Consider the following 23130-nt stretch of genomic DNA (forward strand, 5'->3'; position numbering starts at 1 on the left):
GTTCTGCCGCAACAAGTGCGACCGGTACTGCCCGTGGGGCTGGGACCTGGTCTTTAATGGTTTAGACCAGTACCGGGAGCTTGGCCTAGACCTATTGGGGTGTCAAGGGTGTATAAGAAAGGCTGTCGTGTCCGTTATCGGACCGACACCTGAGGGAGGGCGACGTCCCGTGACCGGACCGTGCCACCATGTGAGCCGCGACAGACGGAGGAGCCGGTGACGGCAGCAGCGCAGCACTCGGGAAGGCAGGCCATGAGCACCAGTGGGGGGACCGCCGACACGGAGAGTGCGGCACCCGGACGCACCGCCCGGGTGCCCAAGTACTACCGTCTCAAGCGGCACTTGCTCGACATGACGGAGACGCTGCCGCCGGGCACCCCGGTGCCGCCGGAGCGCACCCTGGCCGCCGAGTTCGACACCTCGCGCACCACCGTGCGGCAGGCGCTCCAGGAGCTGGTCGTGGAGGGCCGGCTGGAACGCATCCAGGGCAAGGGCACCTTTGTGGCCAAGCCCAAGGTCTCGCAGGCCCTGCAGCTCACCTCGTACACCGAGGACATGCGGGCCCAGGGCCTCGAACCCACCTCCCAGCTCCTCGACATCGGCTATGTCACCGCGGACGACACCCTCGCCGGGCTGCTCGACATCACGGCCGGCGGGCGGGTGCTGCGCATCGAGCGGCTGCGGCTCGCGAGCGGTGAGCCGATGGCCATCGAGACGACGCACCTGTCGGCGAAACGCTTCCCCGCGCTGCGCCGTTCGCTCGTGAAGTACACCTCGCTCTACACCGCACTGTCCGAGGTGTACGACGTCCGGCTCGCGGAGGCCGAGGAGACGATCGAGACCTCACTGGCCACCCCTCGGGAGGCCGGGCTGCTCGGCACGGACGTGGGGCTGCCGATGCTGATGCTCTCGCGCCACTCGATCGACGAGCGGGGCGAGCCGGTGGAGTGGGTGCGCTCGGTCTACCGCGGCGACCGCTACAAGTTCGTCGCGCGACTGCGGCGGCCGACCGACTGAGGCCGGGGGTCCGGGGGTTGCCCCCCGGGCAGACACAGCGTCGCGCGACTGCGGCGGCCGACCGACTGAGGCCGGGAGCAGGTCTGCACCGATCCCCCGCAGCCCCCCACGAAATCGGGACTCTTCACCGAAATCCCCCCGTACGAACGGTGTTGCCGTTCCGGTATGCGGATAGGGGTTACGTCACATGAGCATCCTCGCCTAGATTTCCTGCGCGTTGTACCAGGTGCTCAGTGAGGGGACGGACCGCACCATGCCCGAGAAAAGACCGGTGGTCACGCCGGTGCGCGTGATCATCGCGGTATGCCTGATCGCACCCTTTGTCGCCATGCTCTGGGTGAGTTCGTACGCGAAGGTGGACCCGGCCTTCATCGGTATCCCGTTCTTCTACTGGTACCAGATGCTCTGGGTGCTCATCTCGACGGCGCTCACGATGACCGCGTACAAGCTGTGGCAGCGTGACCAGCGCGCCCGCAAGGGGGGTGCGTCCGCATGAAGGACGGTGTGAACGGAGTCGCGCTCGGCGTCTTCATCTTCTTCTTCGTGGCCGTCACGGTCGTCGGCTTCCTGGCCGCCCGCTGGCGCCGCGCCGACAACGCCGCCACCCTCGACGAATGGGGCCTGGGCGGACGGTCGTTCGGCACCTGGGTCACCTGGTTCCTGCTCGGCGGCGACCTGTACACCGCGTACACCTTCGTCGCGGTCCCCGCGGCCATCTACGCGGCGGGCGCGGCCGGGTTCTTCGCCGTGCCGTACACGATCCTGGTCTACCCGCTGATCTTCACCTTCCTGCCGCGGCTCTGGTCGGTCTCGCACAAGCACGGGTACGTCACCACATCGGACTTCGTCCGGGGGCGGTTCGGCTCGAAGGGGCTCTCGCTGGCCGTCGCGGTCACCGGCATCCTCGCCACCATGCCGTACATCGCCCTCCAGCTGGTGGGCATCCAGGCGGTGCTCGACGTCATGGGCGTCGGCGGCGAGGGCAGCAACTGGTTCGTCAAGGACCTCCCGCTGCTGATCGCCTTCGCGGTGCTCGCCGCGTACACGTACTCGTCGGGGCTGCGGGCGCCCGCGCTGATCGCCTTCGTCAAGGACGGGCTGATCTACATCGTCATCCTGGTGGCGATCATCTACATCCCGATCAAGCTCGGCGGCTTCGACGACATCTTCGCCAAGGCAGGCCACGCCTTCGCGCAGAAGAACCCGGCGACGGGCCTGCCGCGCGGGGCACTCGCGCCGGGAGCGGCCGGTCAGTGGGGTTACGCCACACTGGCGCTCGGCTCGGCGCTCGCGCTGTTCATGTATCCGCACTCGATCACCGCGACGCTCTCCTCGCGCAGCCGCAACGTGATCCGCCGCAACACCGCGATCCTGCCGCTCTACTCGCTGATGCTGGGGCTGCTCGCGCTCCTCGGCTTCATGGCGATCGCCGCGGGCATCAAGGTGAAGAACGGCCAGCTGGCGATCCCGCAGCTGTTCGAGAACATGTTCCCCGACTGGTTCGCGGGTGTGGCCTTCGCCGCCATCGGCATCGGCGCGCTGGTCCCGGCCGCGATCATGTCCATCGCGGCGGCTAACCTCTTCACCCGCAACATCTACAAGGACTTCATCAAACCGGGCGCGACCCCCGCCCAGGAGGCCAAGGTCTCCAAGCTGGTCTCGCTCGTGGTGAAGGTCGGCGCGCTGCTCTTCGTGCTCGCCATGGACCCGACGGTGGCGATCAACTTCCAGCTCCTCGGCGGCATCTGGATCCTCCAGACGATGCCGGCGCTGGTCGGCGGGCTCTTCACCCGCTGGTTCCACCGCTGGGCACTGCTCGCGGGCTGGGCGGTCGGCATGGTGTACGGCACGCTCGCCGCGTACGGCGTGGCCAGCCCGACCCAGGCGCACTTCGGCGGCTCGTCCAAGGAGATCCCGGGCATCGGCCAGATCGGCTACATCGGTCTGACGGCGTTCGTGCTCAACGTCGTCGTCACCCTGGTGCTCACCCTCGTGCTCAACGCGGTGAAGGCACCCGCCGGAATCGACGAGACCTCCCCGGAGGACTACACGGCCGACGCCGGTGACGAGGGCGTCCAGGTGGAGCTCCCGCCCGCCACGGCGGGCAGCCCGGCCGGCGCCTGAACCAGGCCGCCACCGCCATCGGCCGACAGGGCCGCCATGTCTCCTCCCGGGAGATACGGCGGCCCTTTCGCCGTGCACGACACAACATATGGGGGGTGCTTTCCGACGGGCACCCCACATGTATGCTCATGCTCGCTGTCGCCGCAGGGGAATCCGGTGCGAATCCGGAACTGTCCCGCAACGGTGTGATCAGTGCGCTTTCGCGCACCGTGGAGTCCGAGGACCTGCCGACGGCGCATCCGGCTCGACCGAACCGGATGGGAAACGTCCGGGCCTCGCGGTAGGGCCTGCGGACGCTGTCGGTGTGCTGCTCTGCTGTGCCCGTACGCGCCCGTCCTCCCGCCGGCCCCAGCCGAGCGAGGGAGAGCGCACCGTGACCATCGCGCCCACCGCACCTGTCTCCGAGCAGGTGGCGGACGCCCCGGGAACCGTACTGCTGCGGACCCTGACCGACCTCACCGCCGATCTCACCGACACCGACCCCGGCCGGGTCGCCGCCGCCGCCCTGCGCGGGCGCAACGCGGCGTCGGACGAGGCCGAGTTGCGGGAGCTGGCGACCGAGGCGGCCGCGGGTCTGATCTCCGAGGACCCCGCGTACTCGCGGCTCGCCGCCCGGCTGCTCACCCGCACCATCGCGGACGAGGCGGCGGGCGAGGGCGCGGTGTCGTTCTCCTCATCGGTCGCCGTCGGACACCGCGAGGGCCTGATCGCCGACCGTACGGCCGCCTTCGTACGGCTCCACGCGGAGCGGCTCGACGCCACCGTCGACACCGCGGCCGACGACCGCTTCGGGTACTTCGGGCTGCGCACCCTCTACAGCCGCTATCTGCTGCGCCACCCCCTCACCCGCCAGGTCATCGAGACGCCCCAGCACTTCATGCTCCGGGTCGCCTGCGGTCTCGCCGCCGACGACTCCGCCGGTGCCGTGGACGAAGTGTCCGCGCTGTACGGGCTGATGAGCCGCCTCGACTATCTGCCCTCGTCCCCCACGCTCTTCAACTCCGGCACCCGGCACCCGCAGATGTCGTCCTGCTATCTGCTGGACTCGCCGCTCGACCAGCTCGACTCGATCTACGGGCGCTACCACGAGGTGGCCCGCCTGTCGAAGCACGCGGGCGGCATCGGGCTCTCGTACTCCCGTATCCGCTCCCGCGGTTCGCTGATCCGCGGTACCAACGGGCACTCCAACGGCATCGTCCCCTTCCTCAAGACCCTCGACGCCTCGGTCGCCGCGGTGAACCAGGGCGGCCGGCGCAAGGGTGCGGCCGCCGTCTACCTGGAGACCTGGCACTCGGACATCGAGGAGTTCCTGGAGCTGCGCGACAACACCGGTGAGGACGCGCGGCGTACGCACAACCTCAACCTGGCCCACTGGGTGCCCGACGAGTTCATGCGCCGGGTCGGCACCGACTCCGACTGGTCGCTGTTCTCGCCCGCCGATGTGCCGGAGCTGACCGATCTGTGGGGCGGCGCCTTCGACGCCGCGTACCGCAGGGCGGAGGCCGAAGGGCTGGCCAGGAAGACCATCCCCGCACGGGATCTGTACGGGCGGATGATGCGCACCCTCGCCCAGACCGGTCAGGGCTGGATGACCTTCAAGGACGCGTCGAACCGTACGGCCAACCAGACCGCCGAGCCCGGCGCTGTCGTCCACTCGTCGAACCTGTGCACCGAGATCCTGGAGGTGACGGACGACGGCGAGACCGCGGTCTGCAACCTGGGCTCGGTCAACGTCGGCGCGTTCGTCTCCGGCGACTCGCTCGACTGGGAGCGCCTCGACGCGACCGTCCGCACCGCGGTCACCTTCCTCGACCGGGTCGTGGACATCAACTTCTACCCGACCGAGCAGGCGGGCCGCTCCAACGCCAAGTGGCGTCCGGTGGGCCTGGGCCTGATGGGGCTCCAGGACGTCTTCTTCCAGCTGCGGCTGCCCTTCGACTCGCCGCAGGCCAGGGCGCTCTCCACCCGGATCTCCGAGCGGATCATGCTCGCCGCGTACGAGGCGTCCTGCGAGCTCGCCGAGAAGAGCGGCCCGCTGCCCGCCTGGGAGAAGACCCGCGCGGCGCGCGGTGTGCTGCACCCCGACCACTACACGACCGAGTCCGCCTGGCCGGAGCGCTGGGAGGCGCTGCGCGCCCGGATCGCGAAGACCGGGATGCGTAACTCGCTGCTCCTCGCGATCGCGCCGACCGCGACCATCGCCTCGATCGCGGGGGTGTACGAGTGCATCGAGCCGCAGGTCTCCAACCTCTTCAAGCGCGAGACGCTCTCGGGGGAATTCCTCCAGGTCAACGCCTACTTGGTGAACGAGCTGAAGCAGCTCGGCGTCTGGGACGCGCAGTCCCGTGAGGCGCTGCGCGAGGCCAGCGGGTCGGTGCAGGGCTTCAGCTGGATCCCCGACGAGGTCCGGGCGCTGTACCGCACGGCGTGGGAGATCCCGCAGCGCGGTCTGATCGACATGGCCGCGGCCCGTACTCCGTACATCGACCAGAGCCAGTCGCTGAACCTGTTCCTGGAGACGCCCACCATCGGGAAGCTCTCCTCGATGTACGCGTACGCGTGGAAGCAGGGCATCAAGACCACGTACTACCTGCGCTCGCGCCCGGCGACGCGCATCGCGCGGGCGGCGCGTTCCGCGTCCGTCCCCGCGCAGCAGGCTCCACCGGCCGCCGACGCGGACGCCGTCGCCTGCTCCCTTGAGAACCCCGAGTCCTGCGAGGCATGCCAGTAATGAGTGACGAACCCCAGAAGAACGCGAAGAACCTGCTCGACCCGGGCTTCGAACTGACGCTGCGTCCGATGCGCTACCCGGACTTCTACGAGCGCTACCGCGACGCGATCAAGAACACCTGGACGGTCGAGGAGGTCGACCTCCACTCGGACGTGACCGACCTGGCCAAGCTCTCACCGGGTGAGCAGCACATGATCGGCCGGCTGGTCGCGTTCTTCGCCACCGGTGACTCGATCGTCTCCAACAACCTGGTGCTGACCCTCTACAAGCACATCAACTCCCCCGAGGCGCGGCTGTATCTCTCGCGCCAGCTGTTCGAGGAGGCCGTGCACGTCCAGTTCTATCTGACGCTGCTCGACACCTATCTGCCCGACCCGGAGGACCGCGCGGCCGCCTTCGACGCGGTCGAGGAGATCCCCTCCATCCGGGAGAAGGCGCAGTTCTGCTTCCGGTGGATGGACTCGGTCGAGAAGATCGAACGCCTGGAGACCCAGGCGGACCGCCGCCGCTTCCTGCTGAACCTGATCTGCTTCGCCGCGTGCATCGAGGGGCTGTTCTTCTACGGGGCCTTCGCGTACGTGTACTGGTTCCGCTCGCGGGGGCTGCTGCACGGTCTGGCGACCGGCACCAACTGGGTGTTCCGTGACGAGACCATGCACATGAACTTCGCGTTCGAGGTGGTCGACACGGTCCGCAAGGAGGAGCCCGAGCTCTTCGACGACGCGCTGCGCGAGCAGGTCACCGACATGATGCGCGAAGCGGTCGAGGCGGAGCTGCAGTTCGGCCGGGACCTGTGCGGCGACGGGCTGCCGGGGATGAACACCGAGTCGATGCGCGAGTACCTCCAGTGTGTCGCCGACCAGCGGCTGACCCGGCTGGGCTTCGCGCCGGTGTACGGCTCGGAGAACCCGTTCTCCTTCATGGAACTGCAGGGCGTGCAGGAGCTGACGAACTTCTTCGAGCGCCGGCCTTCGGCCTACCAGGTCGCGGTCGAGGGCTCGGTCTCCTTCGACGACGACTTCTGAGCGAACGGACTGTGGGGCCGCCCCGGATCACCTCCGGGACGGCCCCACACTCTTCTCCTGCACTGCTCAGCTCAGCCGGTGAAGTTCCAGATGACCGTGCCGTGCAAGGTGACCAGAATCGCCATGACCGCCAGATCGGCCACCCCCAGGGCGAGACCGAACAGCGCCCTGCCCCGGCGCGCGGTCCGGTACCAGAGCGCCATCGAGGCGAGGACGATCGCCATGGGGCCGAGGAACACGTTCATCACCAGCAGCCCGAGAAGCCCGAGCACGAACGAGGCGACGGCCATCCCGTCGGCGTCCCTGCCGTGGCCACGGGTGGGGGAAGTACTGACGGCGTCCATAGCGGGGCTCCTGTTCCGGTTCGGCTGGGCGGGGGCGTTCAGCGCCGGGTGCGCGGGTACCGCTCGCGGATGGCGAAGACCACCAGCCAGCAGCCGATGACCCCGAGCGCGACAAGGCTGATGTGGCCCGGGATCTGTGTGACGGCACCCAGCAGGACACCGAACAGCACGAGCACGATCTCGAAGGGAAGCATGGGTGTCCTTTCGGTCGGGGCGCGCTCAGCGCCCGGCGTACTCAGCTGGGTGTCCGCCGCGCGAGGCGGCGCCGTCCGTACCGTCGTCGGCGGCGGAACCGCCCGGGTCGGGGCGTCCCGGCATCCACCAGTTCCAGCGGCCCATGAGCCGCATCGCGGCGGGGACCAGGACGAGCCGTACGAGCGTCGCGTCCAGCAGGACCGCGATCGCCATACCGAAGCCGAGCTGCTGGATCGGCACGATGCCGGCGAACCCGAACGCCCCGAACACGGCGACCATCAGCGCCGCCGCACCGGAGATCAGCGGGGCGGTACGCGTCAGACCCCGGGCCACGGACGCCGTGTTGTCACCGCTCACCAGATACTCCTCACGGACCCGGCCGAGCAGGAACACCTCGTAGTCCGTACTGAGGCTGAAGAGCAGCGCCAGCAGCAGCACCGGCACGAAGTTCTGCAGGTAGTCCGTCTTCTGGAAGCCGAGCAGCCCGGTGCCGAAGCCCTTCTGGAAGACCAGGACGAGCACTCCGTACGTCGCCCCGATCGACAGCAGGTTCATGGCGATGGCCTTGACCGGGAGCAGCAGTGAACGGAACGCCAGCATCAGCACGATGAACACGGCCACCAGCATCAGCCCGATGACTTCGATCAGATGGTCCTGGATCACCTGGTTGGCGTCGATGCCCTCGGCGGCCTCACCGCCGACCACGGCGTGCAGCGGCCCCGACAGGGTGCCCGACCTCTCCCGTACGTCGTGCAGCAGCGTGCGTACGGCGTCGCTGGACGAGCGGTCGTCCGGGATCACTTCGAGCACCGTGACCCGGTTGTCGGCCGCGACATAGTGCCGGACGGTGTTACGGGCGTCCGGGGGCAGCTGCGCCAGACGCGGGCCGGCCAGCGCCGCGAAGGGTGCCTGGGGCGAGACCTTCTTGAGCGTGTCGATGCCCGATTCGACATGTGCCACGTGCGGCAGCGCGCTCAGGTCGTCGCGCAGACGCAGCAGCTGGTCCGACTGCGGCAGGTCCTGGAACGGGCGGGAGGAGGTGACCACCACCTGCACCGGGGACGTGGTGCCGACACCGAACTGCTTCTGGACCTCGTCGTAGCCGACCCGTACCGGCGAGGAGTGCGGGATGATGCGCGAGTCGGGCGAGAAGGTCCGCAGCTGCACGGCGGGCGACGCGATGGCGAGCAGGACGACGGTGGTGCCGACCAGGAACAGGACGGGGCGGTTCATCACCCGCACGGCGGTCCGGTACCAGCGGTCGGACGTCATGTCCCGGCTGCCGGACGCACGGGTACGCGAACGCCAGGGCATCCGCACCCGGCCGTTGTTGACGCGGTGGCCGAGGAAGTGCAGCAGCACCGGGAGGAAGAGCACGGAGCTGAGGACCGAGAACGCCACGACGACGACGCTGCCGAGCGCGATCGAGAAGATCACGTTTAGGTCGATCAGGAACAGCGTGCACATCGCCATCGCGATGGTGATGCCCGAGGCGACCACCGTATGGCCCGAGGTGCGCAGGGTCTCCGCCACCGCGGCTTCGACGTCCTTCCCCGCCGCCAGCTCCTCCTTGAATCTGGTGATCATGAAGAGCGAGTAGTCCACGCCGACGCCGAGCCCCAGCATCGTCGCCGCGTTCTCCACGAAGACCGACAGCTCGGTTTGGGCGGCCAGTGGCGCCAGCACGCCGAGGGTGAGGACGATCGCCGTGATGCCGACGGCCAGCGAGGCCAGTGCCGCGACCACACCGCGGAACAGATAGAGCAGGATCACCACGATGAGCGGGAGCGTGATCAGCTCGGCCTTCATCAGGCCCTGCTGGCTCAGGGTGTTGATCTCTCCCCAGAAGGACGCCGGGCTCACCAGCGAGACGTCCAGGCCCTGGGAGTCGAACCGGCCGGTCAGGTCCTTCTGGACCTTGGGCAGTTCACGGCGGGCCGAGCCGTCGTCGCGGTCGAGCGCGACCGAGACCGTGGCGGTGTGCCCGTCCTTGCCCTGGAACGCGGTGCGGTTCTGCCGGGAGAGCGTGGTCCATCCGTAGCTGTCGGTGGCCTTCAGGGCCGGTTCGGCCGTCACCGCCTTCGCCACCGACCGCACGCGCTGCTCGAACTGCGGCGCCGTCGCGCCGTACCGCCTGTCGTGGACGACGAGCGTGACCGTGACCTGGCCGCGGCCGGTGAAGCCGTGCTCCAGCCGGGCCGCGGCCTTGTCCGAGTCGGATCCGCTCACGAACCACCCGCCGCCGCTCAGTGAGTCGGCGATCGACATCGCGCCGGTGCCGCTCACGGCCAGCGCGACGATCCACAGGACCAGGAGGGGCCAGCGCAGCCGGGAGGTCAACCGGGCCGCGGCTGCCGCCACCCCACGCCGGCCCGCGGACCCGCCCGCGGCCTCTTGGCGCCCGGCCCGGGGCGGCGAGGAGGAATGATGCTCGGTCATGAGGTGGCTCCCGATGCCTGGAGAAGTCGACAGATTCGCGGGATACTAAAAGCAACTCGCGTTCACTTACATACTCACAGTCGGTGAGTATCCTTGGAGGTACTATGACAGTCAAGTCACGACGCGAGGAGTACGCGGCTCTGACCAGAGCGGCGTTGCTGGAGGCGTCATCAGAGCTGTTCGTGGCGAAAGGTTTCGGCCCCACGTCGGTGGATGACATCGCGGCCGCCGCACGGGTGAGCAAGGGCGCCGTCTACTACCACTTCCCCGACAAGCGGACGATCTTCGACGAGGTGTTCCGCGAGAGTCAGCAGGCCGTGATGGCGCACGTGGCCGAGGCCGCGGCGTCCGGCCAGGAGTCCCCCTGGGCGATCGCGGAGGCGTCGGTCCGCGCCTTCCTGCACAGCTTCGAGATCGACGCGGACAAGCGGTCCCTGCTGCGGCAGTCCGCCGGGGTCCTCGGTGTCGAGCGCTGCCGTGAGATCGACGACGAGCTGGCCCTGCCCCAGATGCGCTTCCTGCTGGAGGTCCTGGAGAACCGCGGTGAGCTGCAGCCGGTCGACCTGGACACCGCGGCCACCGTCATCTTCGGCATGCTCTGCGAGGCCGCGACATCGGTGGCCTTCGCCCGCAACCCGAAGAAGGCGGCCCGCGAGGCAGGACAGGTCGTCGTCCATCTGCTCTCGGGGCTGCGCAAGTCCACGGAGTCCTGAAGGCGGTCGTGCGGGCGTGCCCGTCCGGACCATCACGCAGGCGGTTCTGTGACCCCGGCCGCCGCCGCGGCCGGGGTCACAGAAGCCAGTCACCGCACGGGGTCAGCCGGTGCTTCCCTCCTCAGGAACCGGCGCGGCCGGCAGCGGGGCGTACGCGCGCTTGCGGGCCGCCAGCTCCCGCAGCCCGCCCAGGAGTACGAGAGGCCGCTGCACGGCAGCCGCCCACCGGCCCGCCCGGCGGCGGGTGGCCCGGTGCACATCCACCGCGACATTGCGGCGCACCGGCTCCCCGGCCAGGATCTCGGCGGTCATCCGTGCGCTCAGCGCCCCGAACAGCAGTGAGGCGTACACGAGTTGCGGAACGCTGTACTCGGTGTCCGCCAGATGCTCACGGGCGTTGACCAGCATCTCCAGCGGGATATGGCGTACCGGTATCACCTTGAACAGCAGGGACCACACCATCGCCTGCTCGGTCATGGCCTCGGTGATCTTCCCGTCGAACGGGCGGGACCCGGCTCTGCGGTAGTCGTAGAAACGGATGTACTGGGTGCCGGCCATGTCGTAACCGGTCAGTACGGGCAGCCGCTCCCGGGCCGCGGCGGCGTGCAGCAGATACTTCGCCCGCCATCCGGCGCGCTCGGTGACATCGACGCCGTCGATCACCAGGGAGCAGCCCGCGACGAGGCGCTCCACGTTCTTCTCGGTGATGCCCTCGGTGACCACCTCGACCTTGGCGTACGGGTTGATGGCCGTCACGCGCCCGGCGGCCACGGTCGCCTTGTTGCTGCCGATGTCGGTGAACACCGCGTGCTGGCGGTTGAGGTTGTTGAGCTCGAAGGTGCCGTTGTCCGCGAGGACGAAGTCCTGCGCGCCCAGCCGGACCAGAGGCTCCACTGCGGCCCCGCCGGTCGAGCCGCAGCCGGCTATCAGCAGCCGGGAACGGCCCAGTTCGGACTGTGCGCGGTCCGAGACGAAACCGCGGTTGCGCTCGGTCAGGTCCGCGTAGAAGTCCGGCGGCGCTGCTTGCGTCGTCATCAGGCCGCCACCTCGATGCTGTGCACGGTTCCGGCGAGACTGCCCATCAGGTCCCGTACCGCGCGGAACGGTGCGGGCGCCGTGGCCGCCCGCTCGACCAGTGCCGCACGCCGTACCGCTTCCTCCCGCGGGGGAAGGACCGCGATGAACGGGAGCACCTTCTCGCGTGTGACGTACATGGGGTGCATCAGGTCGGTGGGGCCCAGGTCGGGTGTGGTGCCTTCCACCAGGTGCACTTCCAGGCCGAGCAGCATCAAGTGCCGCAGTGCCACGTGCCGTTCGACGTCTCCGACGAGCATCGTGGTACGGGAGTCCGGGTGGCACAGGGCCCCGGTGATCCCGGACAGCAGCTCGAGGGTGACGCGGAGCCGCTGGGTCCTGTCGGTCATGGCGTGGTCGTGGACGAAGCGCTTCACCTCGCGTATCGCATGGGTGGAGAGGCCGGCCGACCCGGGCAGCAGCGAGATCAGCCGCATGCCGTGTGCCTGCTCACAGGGGAAGAGCACGCGTTCCGGGGCGGACGCCGGCTGCGGTTCGGGGTCTCCACTGTGCGCGAGGGAGACGTATCCGAGGATCCTGCCGGTCTCGGTGTCGGTGGCGATGACATGGATGTCCGCGTCACCGAATCCCTGGATCGGCTCGCAGAATAAGGACCGGTTGAAGACGATGTCCGGGCTCGCGAACCCGGCCTGGAGGTACTGGGAGAGCCGGAACACTCCGAGGCCCATGAGATAGCGGCGCGGAATGTGTTCGGTGAGCGCTGCCGTGACCGTCACACCCTGGCCGCGGTCCGCGCGGTAGAGGTACTTCCCGCTCTGTTCCAACTCGCCGGACAGGCCGCGGAAGCTGAGCCGTTCCTGCATGTCGAGAATGTCACGGATATAACGACGGCGTATTCGGCTGATCGCGGAATCGGTCACCGGTGCCGTGGTTTCCACCGGTCCGGCCTGAGCAGGCTGCGCACCGGATGTCTTCTGGTAGGGGATACCGCGGGGAACATGCCATGGAATTGCCGCGCCGACGGCGGGCAGAGTGATCCCGTCCATAGGGGCTCCTCTTGTTGAAGCGGTGGGGCTCAGAAGTCGTCATCCGAGTAGAGAGCCTCAGTGATGGCGAGGGCGAGAACCTCAGGTGTGCCTTCGTAGATACGGGCGCCGAAGGATTCACGGACGAACTTCTCCATGCCGTACTCGCGGAGATACCCGCGGGCACCCATGAGGGACATGGCTTCCTGAGCGACCTCGATAGCGACGCGGTCGGCGAAGAGTTTCGCTGTGGCGGGCTCGTAAGCGGGGGCGGGCATGGCGGTGTCGGTCGTCTGGGCTGCTTTGAGATACATCAGCCGTGCCGCGTCGGTCTTCGATGACATCTCGGCGAGCTTGCGCGCGGTGAACTGGTGCATGTACAGCGGAACACCACCTTGCACACGGTCTTCGCACCACTGCTTCGCCAGATCGAAAGCGCCCTGTGCGATACCGGTGGAGATGGCGGCGACCGTGGCACGCGCCATGTTCATCTGCTGGACGTTGATGAGCATGCCGTTGCCTTCGCCACCGACGATGTTCTCCATCGGGACCTGCACATCGTCGAGCAGCAATTCACTGCCGAGGCACGCTCGGTAGCCCATTTTGTCGGCGACGGGCCCACGTGTGATTCCGGGGGTGTCCAGCGGAACGATAAAAGCGGTGAGGCCGGTGGCTCCCGGATGTCCTTCGATGTTCGCGTACACACAGGCGAAGTCGGCGACCTTGGCATTGGTGATGAAGCGCTTGCGGCCGGTCAGCAGATAGTGGTCGCCCTGGCGGCGCGCCCGTACGACGTCGGTGGCGTGCTCGGCGTTCTCCGGGATGAGGAGGTCGCAGCCCGCCGCGTCCTCGGTGATGGCGTTGCACGCGAGCACGGCGGTGTCGCCGGAGAACCGCGGCAGGAAGCGGGACTGCAGCCGGGTGTCGGCCGACAGCAGGATCGGGGCCTGGCCCAGCAGGGTCGCTCCGAAGATCAGGGCCGTCCCCGCACACGCCTTGGCTATCTCCTCCAGCGCGACGGCGACGCCGAGGACGCCCAGGCCCAGGCCGCCGTACTCCTTGGGGACGACCAGCCGCAGCAGTCCCGCCTCGTGGCCGCGCTGCACCAGCTCCAGGTCGAAGTCATCGTGCTCGGCACGGTCGTTGGCCGCGACGCGGGGCCTTACTTCCTTGTCGACGAACTCCCGGACCCGCTGCCGCAGCTCCCGGATGTGCGGCGGCTCGGCGAGGAAGTCGGCGGACGCGGTGTGCTCTGTCGTGGTGCTCACGGTTCTCCAGGCTCTTGACGTGATCTTGTGCGTAAAGAGGTGTTCTTGTGCGTGGGACCTGCCGGGCCGCGCGGCGCGGGTGCCCGGCGGGACGGGCGCTTCGGGGCGGTCCGCGCGGTCAGGCGGGGAGCCCTTCGGCCCTGGCGATCTCCGGGTACTGGTCGAAGGCCGGCTGGAGCAGCGGGACGAATTCGAGGACCTTGGACACATTGCCCTTGATGCGCACCTTGCCCGTCGCCAGCGCGACCGGCATGAGCAGCTTGCCGAGCCAGAGGCTGTGGGCGGTGTCGCTGCTCATCTTGATACGGATCGCAGCCGGGCTTTCCGGGGCGCCCGCTGTGACGTCGTCGGGCGTGACGTACAGCTCGAACTCCGGCTTGGTCTGGATGAGATGCAAGGAGATCTGGGAATCACGCATACGGCGTGCGAACCCCTCGTCCTTGATGAGGATTTTGAACAGGCCGCTGAAGACCTCACTGGCCTGTTCGGAGGAGCTGAAAACCGGCATGACGAAACTCCGTGTGGTGTGGTGTGAAGGAGACCGCCGAAGAAGACGTCGACCGGCGGGCACGGAGCATTTCGGCGCGCCGGAATACATGGCGTCACGAAATGGTCCGCGCCTGACCGAAATCGACGTCATGCACGGCGGAATGAACCCATGGAGGGGAATGAATCCATGGGGAGATGTGCGTCAGACGCCGGAAGAGACAGCGCGGACGCAGTGGGCGTAGGGGTGAGAACGTATGGGCGTGATAGCCCCCTCAGTCAGGGGCTATTACCGGGCAGGAACTACTACCGGGCAGTAAGGAACTGTCACCGGGCCGCGCCTAAGAGAGGCCGCGGCTGTCGTGCGTGGTCTGGAGCGGTATGCGAAGGAGGGTGCCGTACAGCGACATCGCATGGCGACCCTGCTGCCGATCGTGCCCATGGGATTCAGGAACTGATGAATCGTCACCTGAAAACGGCACGAGACCGGTATCGCTGGTTCGCACATGTCCGCACTCCCCCGTGATGATGCTTCCCTCTGGTCCGCCCCGGCATCCGTTCACCGAGAACAAGAGAAGCCTCGCTGCGCTGTACCACGCTTGAATGCTACTGCCAGCCAGTCAGCGACTGCAAGTCAGTCATTGAGCAGGTATTGGTTTTCGTACAGGGTCTATCGAACGTTTGATGCGCTGATACCTACGGCGGCGACATGTACGGACGAGATGCGCCGCGCAGTGGCGGAAAACAGTATTCGGGCGTGGCGGAAAAAGTCTCCACCACGCCCGAATACTCCTGCGTACGCCCCGTCAGGTGCCGTGCACCGCCGCGCTTCTCAGAGGTTGGGGACCGTCTCGTACCGCGGGGTGCCCTCTTCCATCTGCCGGAGGGCGTCCTTGCGGTCGCGCTTCGAGAGCCGGTCGATGTAGAGGTAGCCGTACAGGTGGTCCGTCTCGTGCTGGAGGCAGCGGGCGAAGTAGCCGGTGCCGCGGACCTTCACCGGGTTGCCCTCCGCGTCCTGGCCGGTGACCTCCGCGTAGTCCGGGCGGGCCAGTTCGGCGTACGCGGTCGGGACGGACAGGCAGCCCTCGTTGGACTCGTCGAGCCGGCGGCGCTCGGCCGGGGTCTCGGTGAGCACCGGGTTGCAGACGGCTCCGACATGGCGCTTGCCGTCGTCGTCGAGGCAGTCGTAGACGAAGACCTTGAGGTCCACACCGATCTGGTTCGCGGCCAGGCCCACGCCCTCGGCGGCCTTCTGGCTGGCGAACATGTCGTCGATCAGCTGGGCCAGCTCGGCGTCGAACGAGGTGACGGTCCTGCACTCCCGGTGCAGCACCGGGTTGCCCACGACGGTGATGGGACGGGCGGTGCCGCGGGCGCGGTGGGCCTCCTCGCGCTCCTCGCAGTCCTCGGTGTCCACGACGAAACCGTCATTGACCTGCTGGTCCGTCTGCTGCTGCGACATGTCCGCCGTACGCCTTCCTCAAAAACCCGGATCGATCCCGTACAGCCTAACGGGCGGACCGGTGGGAAGGGCGGCTCCAGCGGCTCAGCAGACCTCTTCGAGGTCCCGCCACTCGCGGCTGTCCGGGCTGTCCGCGACCCAGCCGTCGAGGAGTCCGCGCACCAGCCCCGCCGGGGCGGCTATCCCGCACTCGCGCTCCGCGACCCAGAGCCCGCCCGCCGTGCGGTGGCCGAGCGGTCCCGGGTGGCCCGGCTCGCTGTGGTCGTGCGGATCGGGGCGCTGCTCGCCGTCGCCCTCGTCGCTCTCCATCTGCGACTCGGAGCAGGCACGGCAGAGCAGCCGGACCGAGGACGACCAGTCCTCGGCGGCGAATCCCGCGTCGGCCGCGAGCTGTTCCAGGGCGTCCCTGTCGGCCTCGGTCGCCGCTTCGAGCAGCACCACCCAGGTCGGTACGGGCGAGGGCGCCCACAGCTCGATCTCGTCGAAGACCGGGTAGGAGGGGCCCGCTGCGGTGACGCGCTCGCCGTGCGGGACACCGTCGTGCAGGACGACCTCGCCCCAGCGCCTGCCGGACGAGGGCAGCGGGATGGAGAGCACCTCGATCCTGGCGGGGTCGAGCCGGCGGCCCCAGACCACCTCGGCCTCCCCCTCAGGGGAAAGCCGCACGGCTGCGGAGCCGAGGTCCATGCCGACCGGCTCACCGCTGGCCGCGGGCTCGCCGGGGACCCGCAGCCCGTACGCCTGCCAGGCACGGCGGGCCAGCGGCCAGTCCTGCAGCGCGGTGGCCGCGATCCCGACGTTCCACCAGTCAGGGGCGCCCGCCTCGCGGTCCAGGAGCGCGACGGCGCGCAGCCCCGCGGTCCGTGCGCGGTCCCAGTCGTGCCGGAACTTGTGCAGCAGGGCCAGATTGAACCAGGACTCGGACAGCCACGGCTCCAGATCGGCGGCGCGGGTGAGCAGGGCTCCCGCGTCCTCGTACCGACCGTCGCCGATCAGCGTGAACGCGCGGTCCGTGGCCTGCCGCCAGGATGCGGAGGGCCGATGCCGTACCTTCCCGAAGATCCTCACGATTCCCGCCTGCCGGTCGCTGAAAAGACTCTGCTACCCGGGCTCCGATTCCCCCGGACACCCTCTCTTCGCATCCAACCATGCCCAGTCGGAGCGGCGCTCATTACCCATCGGTTACCCGCTCCCGGCCCGGATTCAGGCGGCGCCGCCCCGGGCGAGCACACGGGCGAGTGACTCCACGACTTCCGGCTGGTAGTCGTGGCCGGTACCGAGGCGCAGCCGCTCCAGGGCGCCCAGTGGACCGCCCGCACCCTTTACCTCTTCGTTTTCCCCGGCCAGGTCCTCGTACGCATTGACCGCCCGGACAATGCGGGCGGTGAGCGGTTGCTCGCGGTACGGATCCGCCTGCCGCTCCACGATCACGGCCACCTTGGCGTCGACCCCGGTCTGGCGGACCACGGCGCCGCCGAGCAGCGCGATCCGGCGCTGTTCGGCGGGTGGCAGGGGTGCGGTGGCGCCGCCGGGGACGGGGTCGACGAGGGAGAGCTGGCCGATGTCGTGCATCAGGCCCGCGTACTCCAGGACGGTCAGCGCCGGTTCGGCGAGACCCAGCTCCCGGCCGACGGCGCGGCTGAGCCCGGCGACCCTGCGGGCGTGGCCGTGCGGGGTGTATCCGGCGATCTCGGTGGCGCGGGCGAGCGAGGTGATGGTCTGCCGGTAGGTCGTGCGGACCAGCGTGTGGCGGCGCAGGGAGAGCTGGGTCAGCAGCAGCGGCACGGAGAAGACGGGCAGCGCCCAGAGCCCGGCGACCGCGACGCCCAGCGCCATCACGACGCCGGTGGCGCAGACCGCGGAGCCGATACCGGCCAGCGCGCGCAGTTCCTCGCCGAGCAGCGGCCCGATGGGGACGCCCCGGCCGGGGCGGTGCGGGGAGCCGGGGGCGGGGCAGCGGGTGCGGGCGTGTGCCATCGCGGCGGCCAGCACCGCGTCGCAGAGGGCGGTGAGGCCGAGCAGGAGCAGCAGCACCATGGCGTACGAGGGGCCGCGCACCGCCCAGGCCGCTGTCCGCCCGGATCCGCACAGCGGCTGGAAGCAGGCGGCGGCGAAGGCGACGGTGAGCACCCGGCGGGCCATGTGGTCGGCGGTGGGACCGCGGCCGCGCGCGATGTGCGGCGCGGTGCCCGCGAGCGCGCCCGCCACGACGACGGCGACGACCTGGGGGACGCCGTGGGCGGTGGGGTGGCCGGCGTTCTGGCCGAGCAGGGCGTAGGCGAGGGCTCCTGCCGTGCCGAGGGGGGCGGGTTCACGCTCGCTGCCAGGGCCGGTGCGGCGGGTGAGTTCGCCCGCCGCGACGAGTATCCCGAAGGCGAGCGCGGTGTCGCCGTCGCCGACGCCGTACCAGAGGGTCCAGCCGAGCCCGGCCGCGGCGACGAGTGCGGCGGCGCCGTGGACGAGGCGCACGGCGCACGGGGTACGGGCGGCGCTCACGCGGGGTGCTCCAGATCGGCGGGCGGGCGGGGAGCGGCCGCCGTGGCACGGGCGGACGGAACGGGGCCTGACTGGGCCGGGCCTGGCCGGGGCGTACCTGGGTGGGCTTGACCGGACTGAGGCGTACCTGGGTGGGCGGGGCCTGTCTGGGCGGGGCTGGACTGGGCTGAGCCGGCCTGGGCCGTACCTGGGTGGGCTGCGCCTGACTGGGCGGGGCCTGTCTGGGCGGGGCTGGACTGGGCTGAGCCGGCCTGGGCCGTAGCCGGTTCGGCCGGGTGCGGACCGGAAGGGCAGGTGTCCGGTTCGTCGGCGGTGACGGCGGGGCGCCAGCCGTGCCGGGCGAGCGCCCGTACGAACGCCTGGACCATCAGCGGGTCGAACTGGGTGCCCGCGCACCGCAGCAGCTCCCGCAGGGCGGCGTCGACGGGTCTGGCGCGGCGGTAGGAGCGGGTGGAAGTCATGGCGTCGAAGGCATCCGCGATGGCGACGACCCGGGCGAACTCGGGGATCTGCCGCCCGGAGAGCCCGTACGGGTAACCGGAGCCGTCGAGCCGTTCGTGGTGGTGCAGGATCGCGGCCCTGGCCTCGCCGAGGAAGCCGATGCCGCGGACCATCTCGTGCCCGTACTCGGGGTGCAGCTCGATGACGCGGCGCTCGTCGGGGGTCAGCGGCCCGTCCTTCCTGAGCAGCCGCGTGGGTACCCCGAGCTTCCCCACGTCGTGCAGGATCCCGGCGAAGCGCAGCGCCTCGAGACGGTCACCGGCCATGCCCAGCTCGCCGGCGATCATCGCGGACGCCTGGCCGACGCGTTCGCTGTGGCCGCGGGTGTACTGGTCCTTGATGTCGACGGCCTGCACCAGGGCCCGGATCGTCGCCCGGTGGGCGGCGCGCTCGCGGTGGTACTGCGCGAAGACCCAGCTGGAGATGTACATGGGCAGCAGCACGAAGAGGGAGGCCGGCGGGCCGTAGGGGCTGCGCCACAGGACCGCCATCATCAGCGCGGCCAGCCCGTGCACGGTGTGCGGGGCCAGTGAGCGCAGCAGCGCGCCGCCCGAGGTGCGGGCGGGCAGCCGCTCGGCGGTGGCGCGTACGGCGCCGTCCAGCGCGGTCAGGGCCAGACAGAGAACCAGGGCGGTGGCGAGGGCCGGCAGCAGGGCGTACGGAAAGTCGGGGGTCCTGCCGGGGCCGCCGAGGAGGGCGGGGACCTCGGCAGCGGCCCGTACGGCGAGCGCGAGCTGCGCGGCGTGCCAGAGGCGCCGGACGCCGTACGGAGGGTGCTCGGCCGGGCCGAGCAGCGCACCGGGCACCGCGGTGAGCGCGGCGGCCGCGGGCGGCAGCAGCAGAGCGGCGGCGATGAGCACGGCGAAGAACGACCCGCTCCCCGGTGATCTGCGGGCGAGCAGCTCGCATCCGGCGTACACCGCGGCGAGCAGCGCGACGGCGGTCCAGGGGGTGCCGGGGTCGGTGAGGGCGGGCAGCACACACCAGGCGGCGGCCAGGACCGCGCACAGGACGCAGGCGCGCGCCGTCGGCGGCAGTGCCCGCATGGCGGCCTCCTCCTCCGGGATCCGCACGGCTCCGGCGTCCGTACAGGTTGGGGAGAATAGGCGCGGGCGGGCGGCCGGGGGGCCGCATCGGCGGATCAGCAGCCCATCGGGTGACAGCGCGGGGGCCGAAACCGGAGCGCACGGAGCGGAAGCCGGGCGCGGACCGGCCCACGCACGACGCGCGCATCGCACACATCGCTACGGCGCACATCACGGCCGCGTACATCACCACCGCGCACATCGCCACCGCGTACGCACACCGCGGCCACCGCCCGAGCCGGTCGGCCGCGCACGCACAGCAGCGGGACCACGGCGCGCGCCGTGGTCCCGCTGTGGAGGTCGTGATGTGGTGCGCCGGGGGCGCGGCCGCGAGGCCCGTGCCGTGCGGCAGCGGGTCACTCCTGGGTGGCCGCCGACCGGTCGGTGACGGTGATGTCCTGGTCGGGCACCGTCTGTCCGGAGCGGATCAGATCGATGCGTCCCATGACCTTGGACCGGAGGTCCGCCGGTACGTCGTCACTGCCGCAGCAGCGCTTCACCAGCTTCTTGACGGCCTGCTCCAGGCCGTACTTCTCCAGGCACGGGGAGCACTCCTCGAAGTGCACCTCGAACTTGGTGCAGTCGTTGTCCGGCATCTCGTGGTCGAGGAACTCGTAAAGATGGTCCAGGACCTCGGAGCAGTCCGTTTCGTGCGGCTCTCCGCAGCTCATGAGCCCGAACCTTTCGCTTCGTTCGACTCTCCGGCGCCCGCCGGGACAAGCCCGCGGTCGCGTGCGTAGTCCTCCAGCATGCCGCGCAGCTGACGGCGGCCCCGGTGCAGCCGGGACATGACCGTCCCGATGGGTGTCCCCATGATGTCTGCGATCTCCTTGTACGCAAAGCCCTCGACATCGGCGAGATACACCGCGATGCGGAACTCCTCGGGGATCGCCTGCAGTGCGGACTTCACATCCGAGTCGGGCAGGTGGTCGAGCGCCTGCGACTCGGCGGAACGCAGCCCGGTGGACATATGCGACTCGGCGCGTGCGAGCTGCCAGTCCTCGATCTCCTCGGCGGCACTGCGCTGAGGTTCGCGCTGCTTCTTGCGGTACGAGTTGATGAACGTGTTCGTGAGGATGCGGTACATCCACGCCTTGAGGTTGGTCCCCTCACGGAACTGGTGGAACGAGCCGTACGCCTTGGCATAGGTCTCCTGCACCAGGTCCTCGGCATCGGCCGGATTGCGCGTCATGCGCAGCGCGGCCGAGTACATCTGGTCGAGGTAGCCGAGGGCATCCCGCTCGAAGCGCGCATTGCGCTCCGCGGCCGTCTCTTCCGCATGGCCGTCTTCGGTCCCTGTGTCGGTCCCAGTGACCGGACCCACCTCCTCCAACGCCGTGGCGGATCCGAATGCGGACCCACTCGAATCGGAGGATAGACGACGATCCGGTCCGCCCGCCGCCCGGGAAGGAGCGCTCCGGTCTGCCGGAAGCACGGTCCACTCCAGGTCAGCGGTGTGCGGGCGGCGCGGGCAGATGGTCGAACCCATGCGACGGACTCCCTCTCCACGAACAAGCTTCTCGGTACCGGCGTCCAGTACCGGTGTGTTCCGACAACAGCGCTCCGCGGCTCAGCATTCCCGCAGCCGCACCGCCCATCCGGCCACCGCGTCGGTGATGGTCTTCAGCGCCTGTTCCTGGCCGGTCGCGGCCCGCTTCGGCACGGCGAAGCCGTGATCGGCGTCCGCGACCCCCACCAGCTCGAAGTCCCCCGCGGTGAACTCGGCGGCGCCGGGGAACTCGGCGGGCTTCCCGAACGGGTCCCGCTCGCCCTGGACGACCAGCGTGCCGACCCCGGCCCCGGTCAGCTCACGCTGCCTGGACTTCTCCGGCTTCCCCGGCGGATGCAGCGGGAAGCTCAGCGCCAGGACTCCGCGGGCGCCCAGCTCCCCCGCCGTCCGGCAGGCCACCCGCGCCCCGGCGCTGCGCCCGCCCGCGACCACCGGCAGTCCGGGTCTGCGCAGCGCGGGCCAGACGGCGCGCCACCCGGTGTCCAGGGTCTTCGGCGCGGGTGCGACCTTCCGGCCCGCCACCCGCCAGGGCTGCTCGACGAGTGCGACGCCCACCCCGAGCGGCGGCAGCGCGGCGGCCAGCGCCTGGAGGTCGCGGGCCTCGATCCCGCCGCCGGCGCCATGGCCTAGGGCGATCAAGAGGTGCGGGCGGGCGGCGGGATGCCAGGTGATGCGGGCTTCACCGGCTGGGGTGTCGACACTCTCCACGATCATGCTCTGAGTCACATCAGAAGAGTGTGCCCTCCTCGGGGGCCTCCAGTGCGGTCAGCAGCTCCGGGCCGTTGTTGCGAACATTGCTGACCGCCGTGGACACGGGGTACGCCCGTACGAGTCCGGGGGGCGGAGGTTCGAGCAGCGGGGCCAGCCGTGCCGGGTCCGTGTGCCCGGGGTCCAGCCAGTCGTCCCAGCGGTCCGGGGTCAGTATCAGCGGCATCCGGGGATGTATCGCGGCCAGCGACCTGGGGCCGTCGGCACCGGTCCGCGCCGGCTGCTCCGGCCCGGCTTCGGCAGGCCCGGCTTCGGCAGGCCCGGCTTCGGCAGGCCCGGCGTCCGGCCCTGCGCCCTGTTCCGGGCCCTGCCCTGCGAGCGGGGTGGTCTCCGCCTCGGTGGTGAGGATCGTGCAGGTCGCCCACCACGCCTGCGGGTGGTCGCCTGGCAGCGCCGGGTCCCGCCAGAACTCGTACAGACCGGCGAAGGCCATCACCGACCCGTCGGCGGGCGTCACGAAGTAGGGCTGCTTCCTGGCCCGCTTCTTCTTGCCCTCGACCTCCAGGCGCCGCTCGTCCGGCTCGGTCATCCACTCGTAGTAGCCGTCGGCGGGGACGATGCAGCGGCGGGCGGCGAAGGCCCGGCGGAAGGACGGCTTCTCCTGGACCGTCTCCGCCCGTGCGTTGATCATCCGGGCGGCGCCTTCGGGCGATGTCGCCCAGGACGGCACGAGTCCCCACTTGAGATGGCGCAGCTGCCGAACCGGACGGCGCGATACCGCGTCTTTCAGTGGACGCTCCAGAACCACCTGGACCGTCTTCGTCGGTGCCACGTTCCAGTCGGGGACCACCGTCTCGGTGGGGTCCCCCTGCTCCACCCCGAAGACCCCTGCGAGATCCTCGGGTCCACGACTCGCTGCAAACCGTCCGCACATATTTGCCAGACTGCCACGACCGCCATCTTCCG

21 protein-coding genes and 1 riboswitch are annotated in these 23130 nt (G+C 69.8%); of the genes, 6 read left to right on the top strand and 15 right to left on the bottom strand.

What is annotated here, in order from left to right:
- Positions 1-252 precede the first annotated feature (252 nt).
- The 5 genes from OG510_RS11610 to OG510_RS11630 all read left to right on the top strand — a co-directional run bounded on the left by OG510_RS11610 (position 253) and on the right by OG510_RS11630 (position 6897).
- The gene (locus tag OG510_RS11610; protein ID WP_406136709.1) at positions 253-1017 is read left to right on the top strand and encodes a GntR family transcriptional regulator; all 765 of its coding nucleotides are present in this window, start codon (positions 253-255) and stop codon (positions 1015-1017) included.
- Between the two features lie 253 nt (positions 1018-1270).
- Positions 1271-1513: a DUF3311 domain-containing protein gene (locus OG510_RS11615; protein WP_164265203.1), complete on the top strand. Its 243-nt coding sequence runs from the start codon at positions 1271-1273 to the stop codon at positions 1511-1513.
- Positions 1510-3141, top strand: coding sequence for a monocarboxylate uptake permease MctP (mctP, locus tag OG510_RS11620; RefSeq protein WP_406136710.1), 1632 nt, complete (start codon positions 1510-1512; stop codon positions 3139-3141). Before OG510_RS11615 ends, mctP begins: the two co-directional genes overlap by 4 nt.
- A 115-nt stretch (positions 3142-3256) precedes the next feature.
- Positions 3257-3388, top strand: a riboswitch (cobalamin riboswitch).
- 126 nt (positions 3389-3514) lie between these two features.
- Positions 3515-5872, top strand: coding sequence for a ribonucleoside-diphosphate reductase subunit alpha (locus tag OG510_RS11625; protein WP_406136711.1), 2358 nt, complete (start codon positions 3515-3517; stop codon positions 5870-5872).
- The gene (locus tag OG510_RS11630) at positions 5863-6897 is read left to right on the top strand and encodes a ribonucleotide-diphosphate reductase subunit beta (RefSeq protein WP_164265200.1); all 1035 of its coding nucleotides are present in this window, start codon (positions 5863-5865) and stop codon (positions 6895-6897) included. The genes OG510_RS11625 and OG510_RS11630 overlap by 10 nt, the downstream gene beginning before the upstream one ends.
- A 71-nt stretch (positions 6898-6968) precedes the next feature.
- Here OG510_RS11630 and OG510_RS11635 read toward each other — a convergent pair whose 3' ends face one another.
- Genes OG510_RS11635 through OG510_RS11645 form a run of 3 tightly spaced genes read right to left on the bottom strand, consistent with a single transcriptional unit; the run spans position 6969 to position 9875 of the window.
- Entirely contained in the window at positions 6969-7241 is a 273-nt protein-coding gene (locus OG510_RS11635; protein WP_406136712.1) for a DUF4190 domain-containing protein, read from the bottom strand.
- A gap of 38 nt (positions 7242-7279) precedes the next feature.
- Positions 7280-7435, bottom strand: a complete 156-nt coding sequence (locus tag OG510_RS11640; protein WP_203599821.1) for a hypothetical protein — start codon at positions 7433-7435, stop codon at positions 7280-7282.
- Between the two features lie 25 nt (positions 7436-7460).
- Positions 7461-9875, bottom strand: a complete 2415-nt coding sequence (locus OG510_RS11645; RefSeq protein WP_406136713.1) for an MMPL family transporter — start codon at positions 9873-9875, stop codon at positions 7461-7463.
- A 104-nt stretch (positions 9876-9979) separates the two neighbouring features.
- Here OG510_RS11645 and OG510_RS11650 point away from each other — a divergent pair, with 104 nt between their 5' ends.
- The gene (locus OG510_RS11650) at positions 9980-10588 is read left to right on the top strand and encodes a TetR/AcrR family transcriptional regulator (protein ID WP_406136714.1); all 609 of its coding nucleotides are present in this window, start codon (positions 9980-9982) and stop codon (positions 10586-10588) included.
- 102 nt (positions 10589-10690) lie between these two features.
- Here OG510_RS11650 and OG510_RS11655 read toward each other — a convergent pair whose 3' ends face one another.
- The 12 genes from OG510_RS11655 to OG510_RS11710 form a co-directional block, all read right to left on the bottom strand.
- On the bottom strand, positions 10691-11623 hold the full coding sequence (locus OG510_RS11655) for a ThiF family adenylyltransferase (protein WP_406136715.1): 933 nt from the start codon (positions 11621-11623) through the stop codon (positions 10691-10693).
- A complete protein-coding gene (locus OG510_RS11660; protein ID WP_406136716.1) occupies positions 11623-12669 on the bottom strand; it encodes a hypothetical protein in 1047 nt (348 codons plus the stop codon). Before OG510_RS11660 ends, OG510_RS11655 begins: the two co-directional genes overlap by 1 nt.
- Before the next feature lie 29 nt (positions 12670-12698).
- Positions 12699-13916: an acyl-CoA dehydrogenase family protein gene (locus OG510_RS11665; RefSeq protein ID WP_164265194.1), complete on the bottom strand. Its 1218-nt coding sequence runs from the start codon at positions 13914-13916 to the stop codon at positions 12699-12701.
- A gap of 118 nt (positions 13917-14034) precedes the next feature.
- Positions 14035-14424: an SCP2 sterol-binding domain-containing protein gene (locus OG510_RS11670; protein ID WP_406136717.1), complete on the bottom strand. Its 390-nt coding sequence runs from the start codon at positions 14422-14424 to the stop codon at positions 14035-14037.
- 810 nt (positions 14425-15234) lie between these two features.
- Positions 15235-15864, bottom strand: a complete 630-nt coding sequence (gene def, locus OG510_RS11675; protein ID WP_406136718.1) for a peptide deformylase — start codon at positions 15862-15864, stop codon at positions 15235-15237.
- Between the two features lie 84 nt (positions 15865-15948).
- Entirely contained in the window at positions 15949-16932 is a 984-nt protein-coding gene (locus OG510_RS11680) for a tetratricopeptide repeat protein (RefSeq protein WP_406136719.1), read from the bottom strand.
- A 135-nt stretch (positions 16933-17067) separates the two neighbouring features.
- A complete protein-coding gene (locus OG510_RS11685) occupies positions 17068-18360 on the bottom strand; it encodes an HD-GYP domain-containing protein (protein WP_406136720.1) in 1293 nt (430 codons plus the stop codon).
- Entirely contained in the window at positions 18357-19907 is a 1551-nt protein-coding gene (locus OG510_RS11690; RefSeq protein WP_406136721.1) for an HD domain-containing phosphohydrolase, read from the bottom strand. The genes OG510_RS11685 and OG510_RS11690 overlap by 4 nt, the downstream gene beginning before the upstream one ends.
- 395 nt (positions 19908-20302) lie before the next feature.
- Positions 20303-20617 (bottom strand): mycothiol system anti-sigma-R factor, encoded by a 315-nt coding sequence (gene rsrA / locus OG510_RS11695; RefSeq protein ID WP_164267908.1) that lies wholly within the window; start codon positions 20615-20617, stop codon positions 20303-20305.
- Positions 20614-21270: a sigma-70 family RNA polymerase sigma factor gene (locus OG510_RS11700; protein WP_250297961.1), complete on the bottom strand. Its 657-nt coding sequence runs from the start codon at positions 21268-21270 to the stop codon at positions 20614-20616. The genes rsrA and OG510_RS11700 overlap by 4 nt, the downstream gene beginning before the upstream one ends.
- A gap of 246 nt (positions 21271-21516) precedes the next feature.
- Positions 21517-22170 carry an alpha/beta family hydrolase gene (locus OG510_RS11705; protein WP_406142367.1) on the bottom strand — a complete coding sequence of 218 codons (654 nt, stop codon included), beginning with the start codon at positions 22168-22170 and terminating at the stop codon, positions 21517-21519.
- A 13-nt stretch (positions 22171-22183) separates the two neighbouring features.
- Positions 22184-23098: an SOS response-associated peptidase gene (locus OG510_RS11710; protein WP_406136722.1), complete on the bottom strand. Its 915-nt coding sequence runs from the start codon at positions 23096-23098 to the stop codon at positions 22184-22186.
- Between the last annotated feature and the right edge of the window lie 32 nt (positions 23099-23130).

Source organism: Streptomyces sp. NBC_01089 (assembly GCF_045162975.1).
Classification (GTDB): domain Bacteria; phylum Actinomycetota; class Actinomycetes; order Streptomycetales; family Streptomycetaceae; genus Streptomyces.

Excerpts from the sequence above, each read along its gene's own strand:
- OG510_RS11610 (WP_406136709.1), top strand. The coding sequence starts at position 253 with ATGAGCACCAGTGGGGGGACCGCCGACACGGAGAGTGCGGCACCCGGA.
- OG510_RS11615 (WP_164265203.1), top strand. The coding sequence starts at position 1,271 with ATGCCCGAGAAAAGACCGGTGGTCACGCCGGTGCGCGTGATCATCGCG.
- mctP (WP_406136710.1), top strand. The coding sequence starts at position 1,510 with ATGAAGGACGGTGTGAACGGAGTCGCGCTCGGCGTCTTCATCTTCTTC.
- OG510_RS11630 (WP_164265200.1), top strand. The coding sequence starts at position 5,863 with ATGCCAGTAATGAGTGACGAACCCCAGAAGAACGCGAAGAACCTGCTC.
- OG510_RS11635 (WP_406136712.1), bottom strand. The coding sequence starts at position 7,241 with ATGGACGCCGTCAGTACTTCCCCCACCCGTGGCCACGGCAGGGACGCC.
- OG510_RS11640 (WP_203599821.1), bottom strand. The coding sequence starts at position 7,435 with ATGCTTCCCTTCGAGATCGTGCTCGTGCTGTTCGGTGTCCTGCTGGGT.
- OG510_RS11645 (WP_406136713.1), bottom strand. The coding sequence starts at position 9,875 with ATGACCGAGCATCATTCCTCCTCGCCGCCCCGGGCCGGGCGCCAAGAG.
- OG510_RS11650 (WP_406136714.1), top strand. The coding sequence starts at position 9,980 with ATGACAGTCAAGTCACGACGCGAGGAGTACGCGGCTCTGACCAGAGCG.
- OG510_RS11655 (WP_406136715.1), bottom strand. The coding sequence starts at position 11,623 with ATGACGACGCAAGCAGCGCCGCCGGACTTCTACGCGGACCTGACCGAG.
- OG510_RS11660 (WP_406136716.1), bottom strand. The coding sequence starts at position 12,669 with ATGGACGGGATCACTCTGCCCGCCGTCGGCGCGGCAATTCCATGGCAT.
- OG510_RS11670 (WP_406136717.1), bottom strand. The coding sequence starts at position 14,424 with ATGCCGGTTTTCAGCTCCTCCGAACAGGCCAGTGAGGTCTTCAGCGGC.
- def (WP_406136718.1), bottom strand. The coding sequence starts at position 15,864 with ATGTCGCAGCAGCAGACGGACCAGCAGGTCAATGACGGTTTCGTCGTG.
- OG510_RS11690 (WP_406136721.1), bottom strand. The coding sequence starts at position 19,907 with ATGCGGGCACTGCCGCCGACGGCGCGCGCCTGCGTCCTGTGCGCGGTC.
- rsrA (WP_164267908.1), bottom strand. The coding sequence starts at position 20,617 with ATGAGCTGCGGAGAGCCGCACGAAACGGACTGCTCCGAGGTCCTGGAC.
- OG510_RS11705 (WP_406142367.1), bottom strand. The coding sequence starts at position 22,170 with ATGATCGTGGAGAGTGTCGACACCCCAGCCGGTGAAGCCCGCATCACC.
- OG510_RS11710 (WP_406136722.1), bottom strand. The coding sequence starts at position 23,098 with ATGTGCGGACGGTTTGCAGCGAGTCGTGGACCCGAGGATCTCGCAGGG.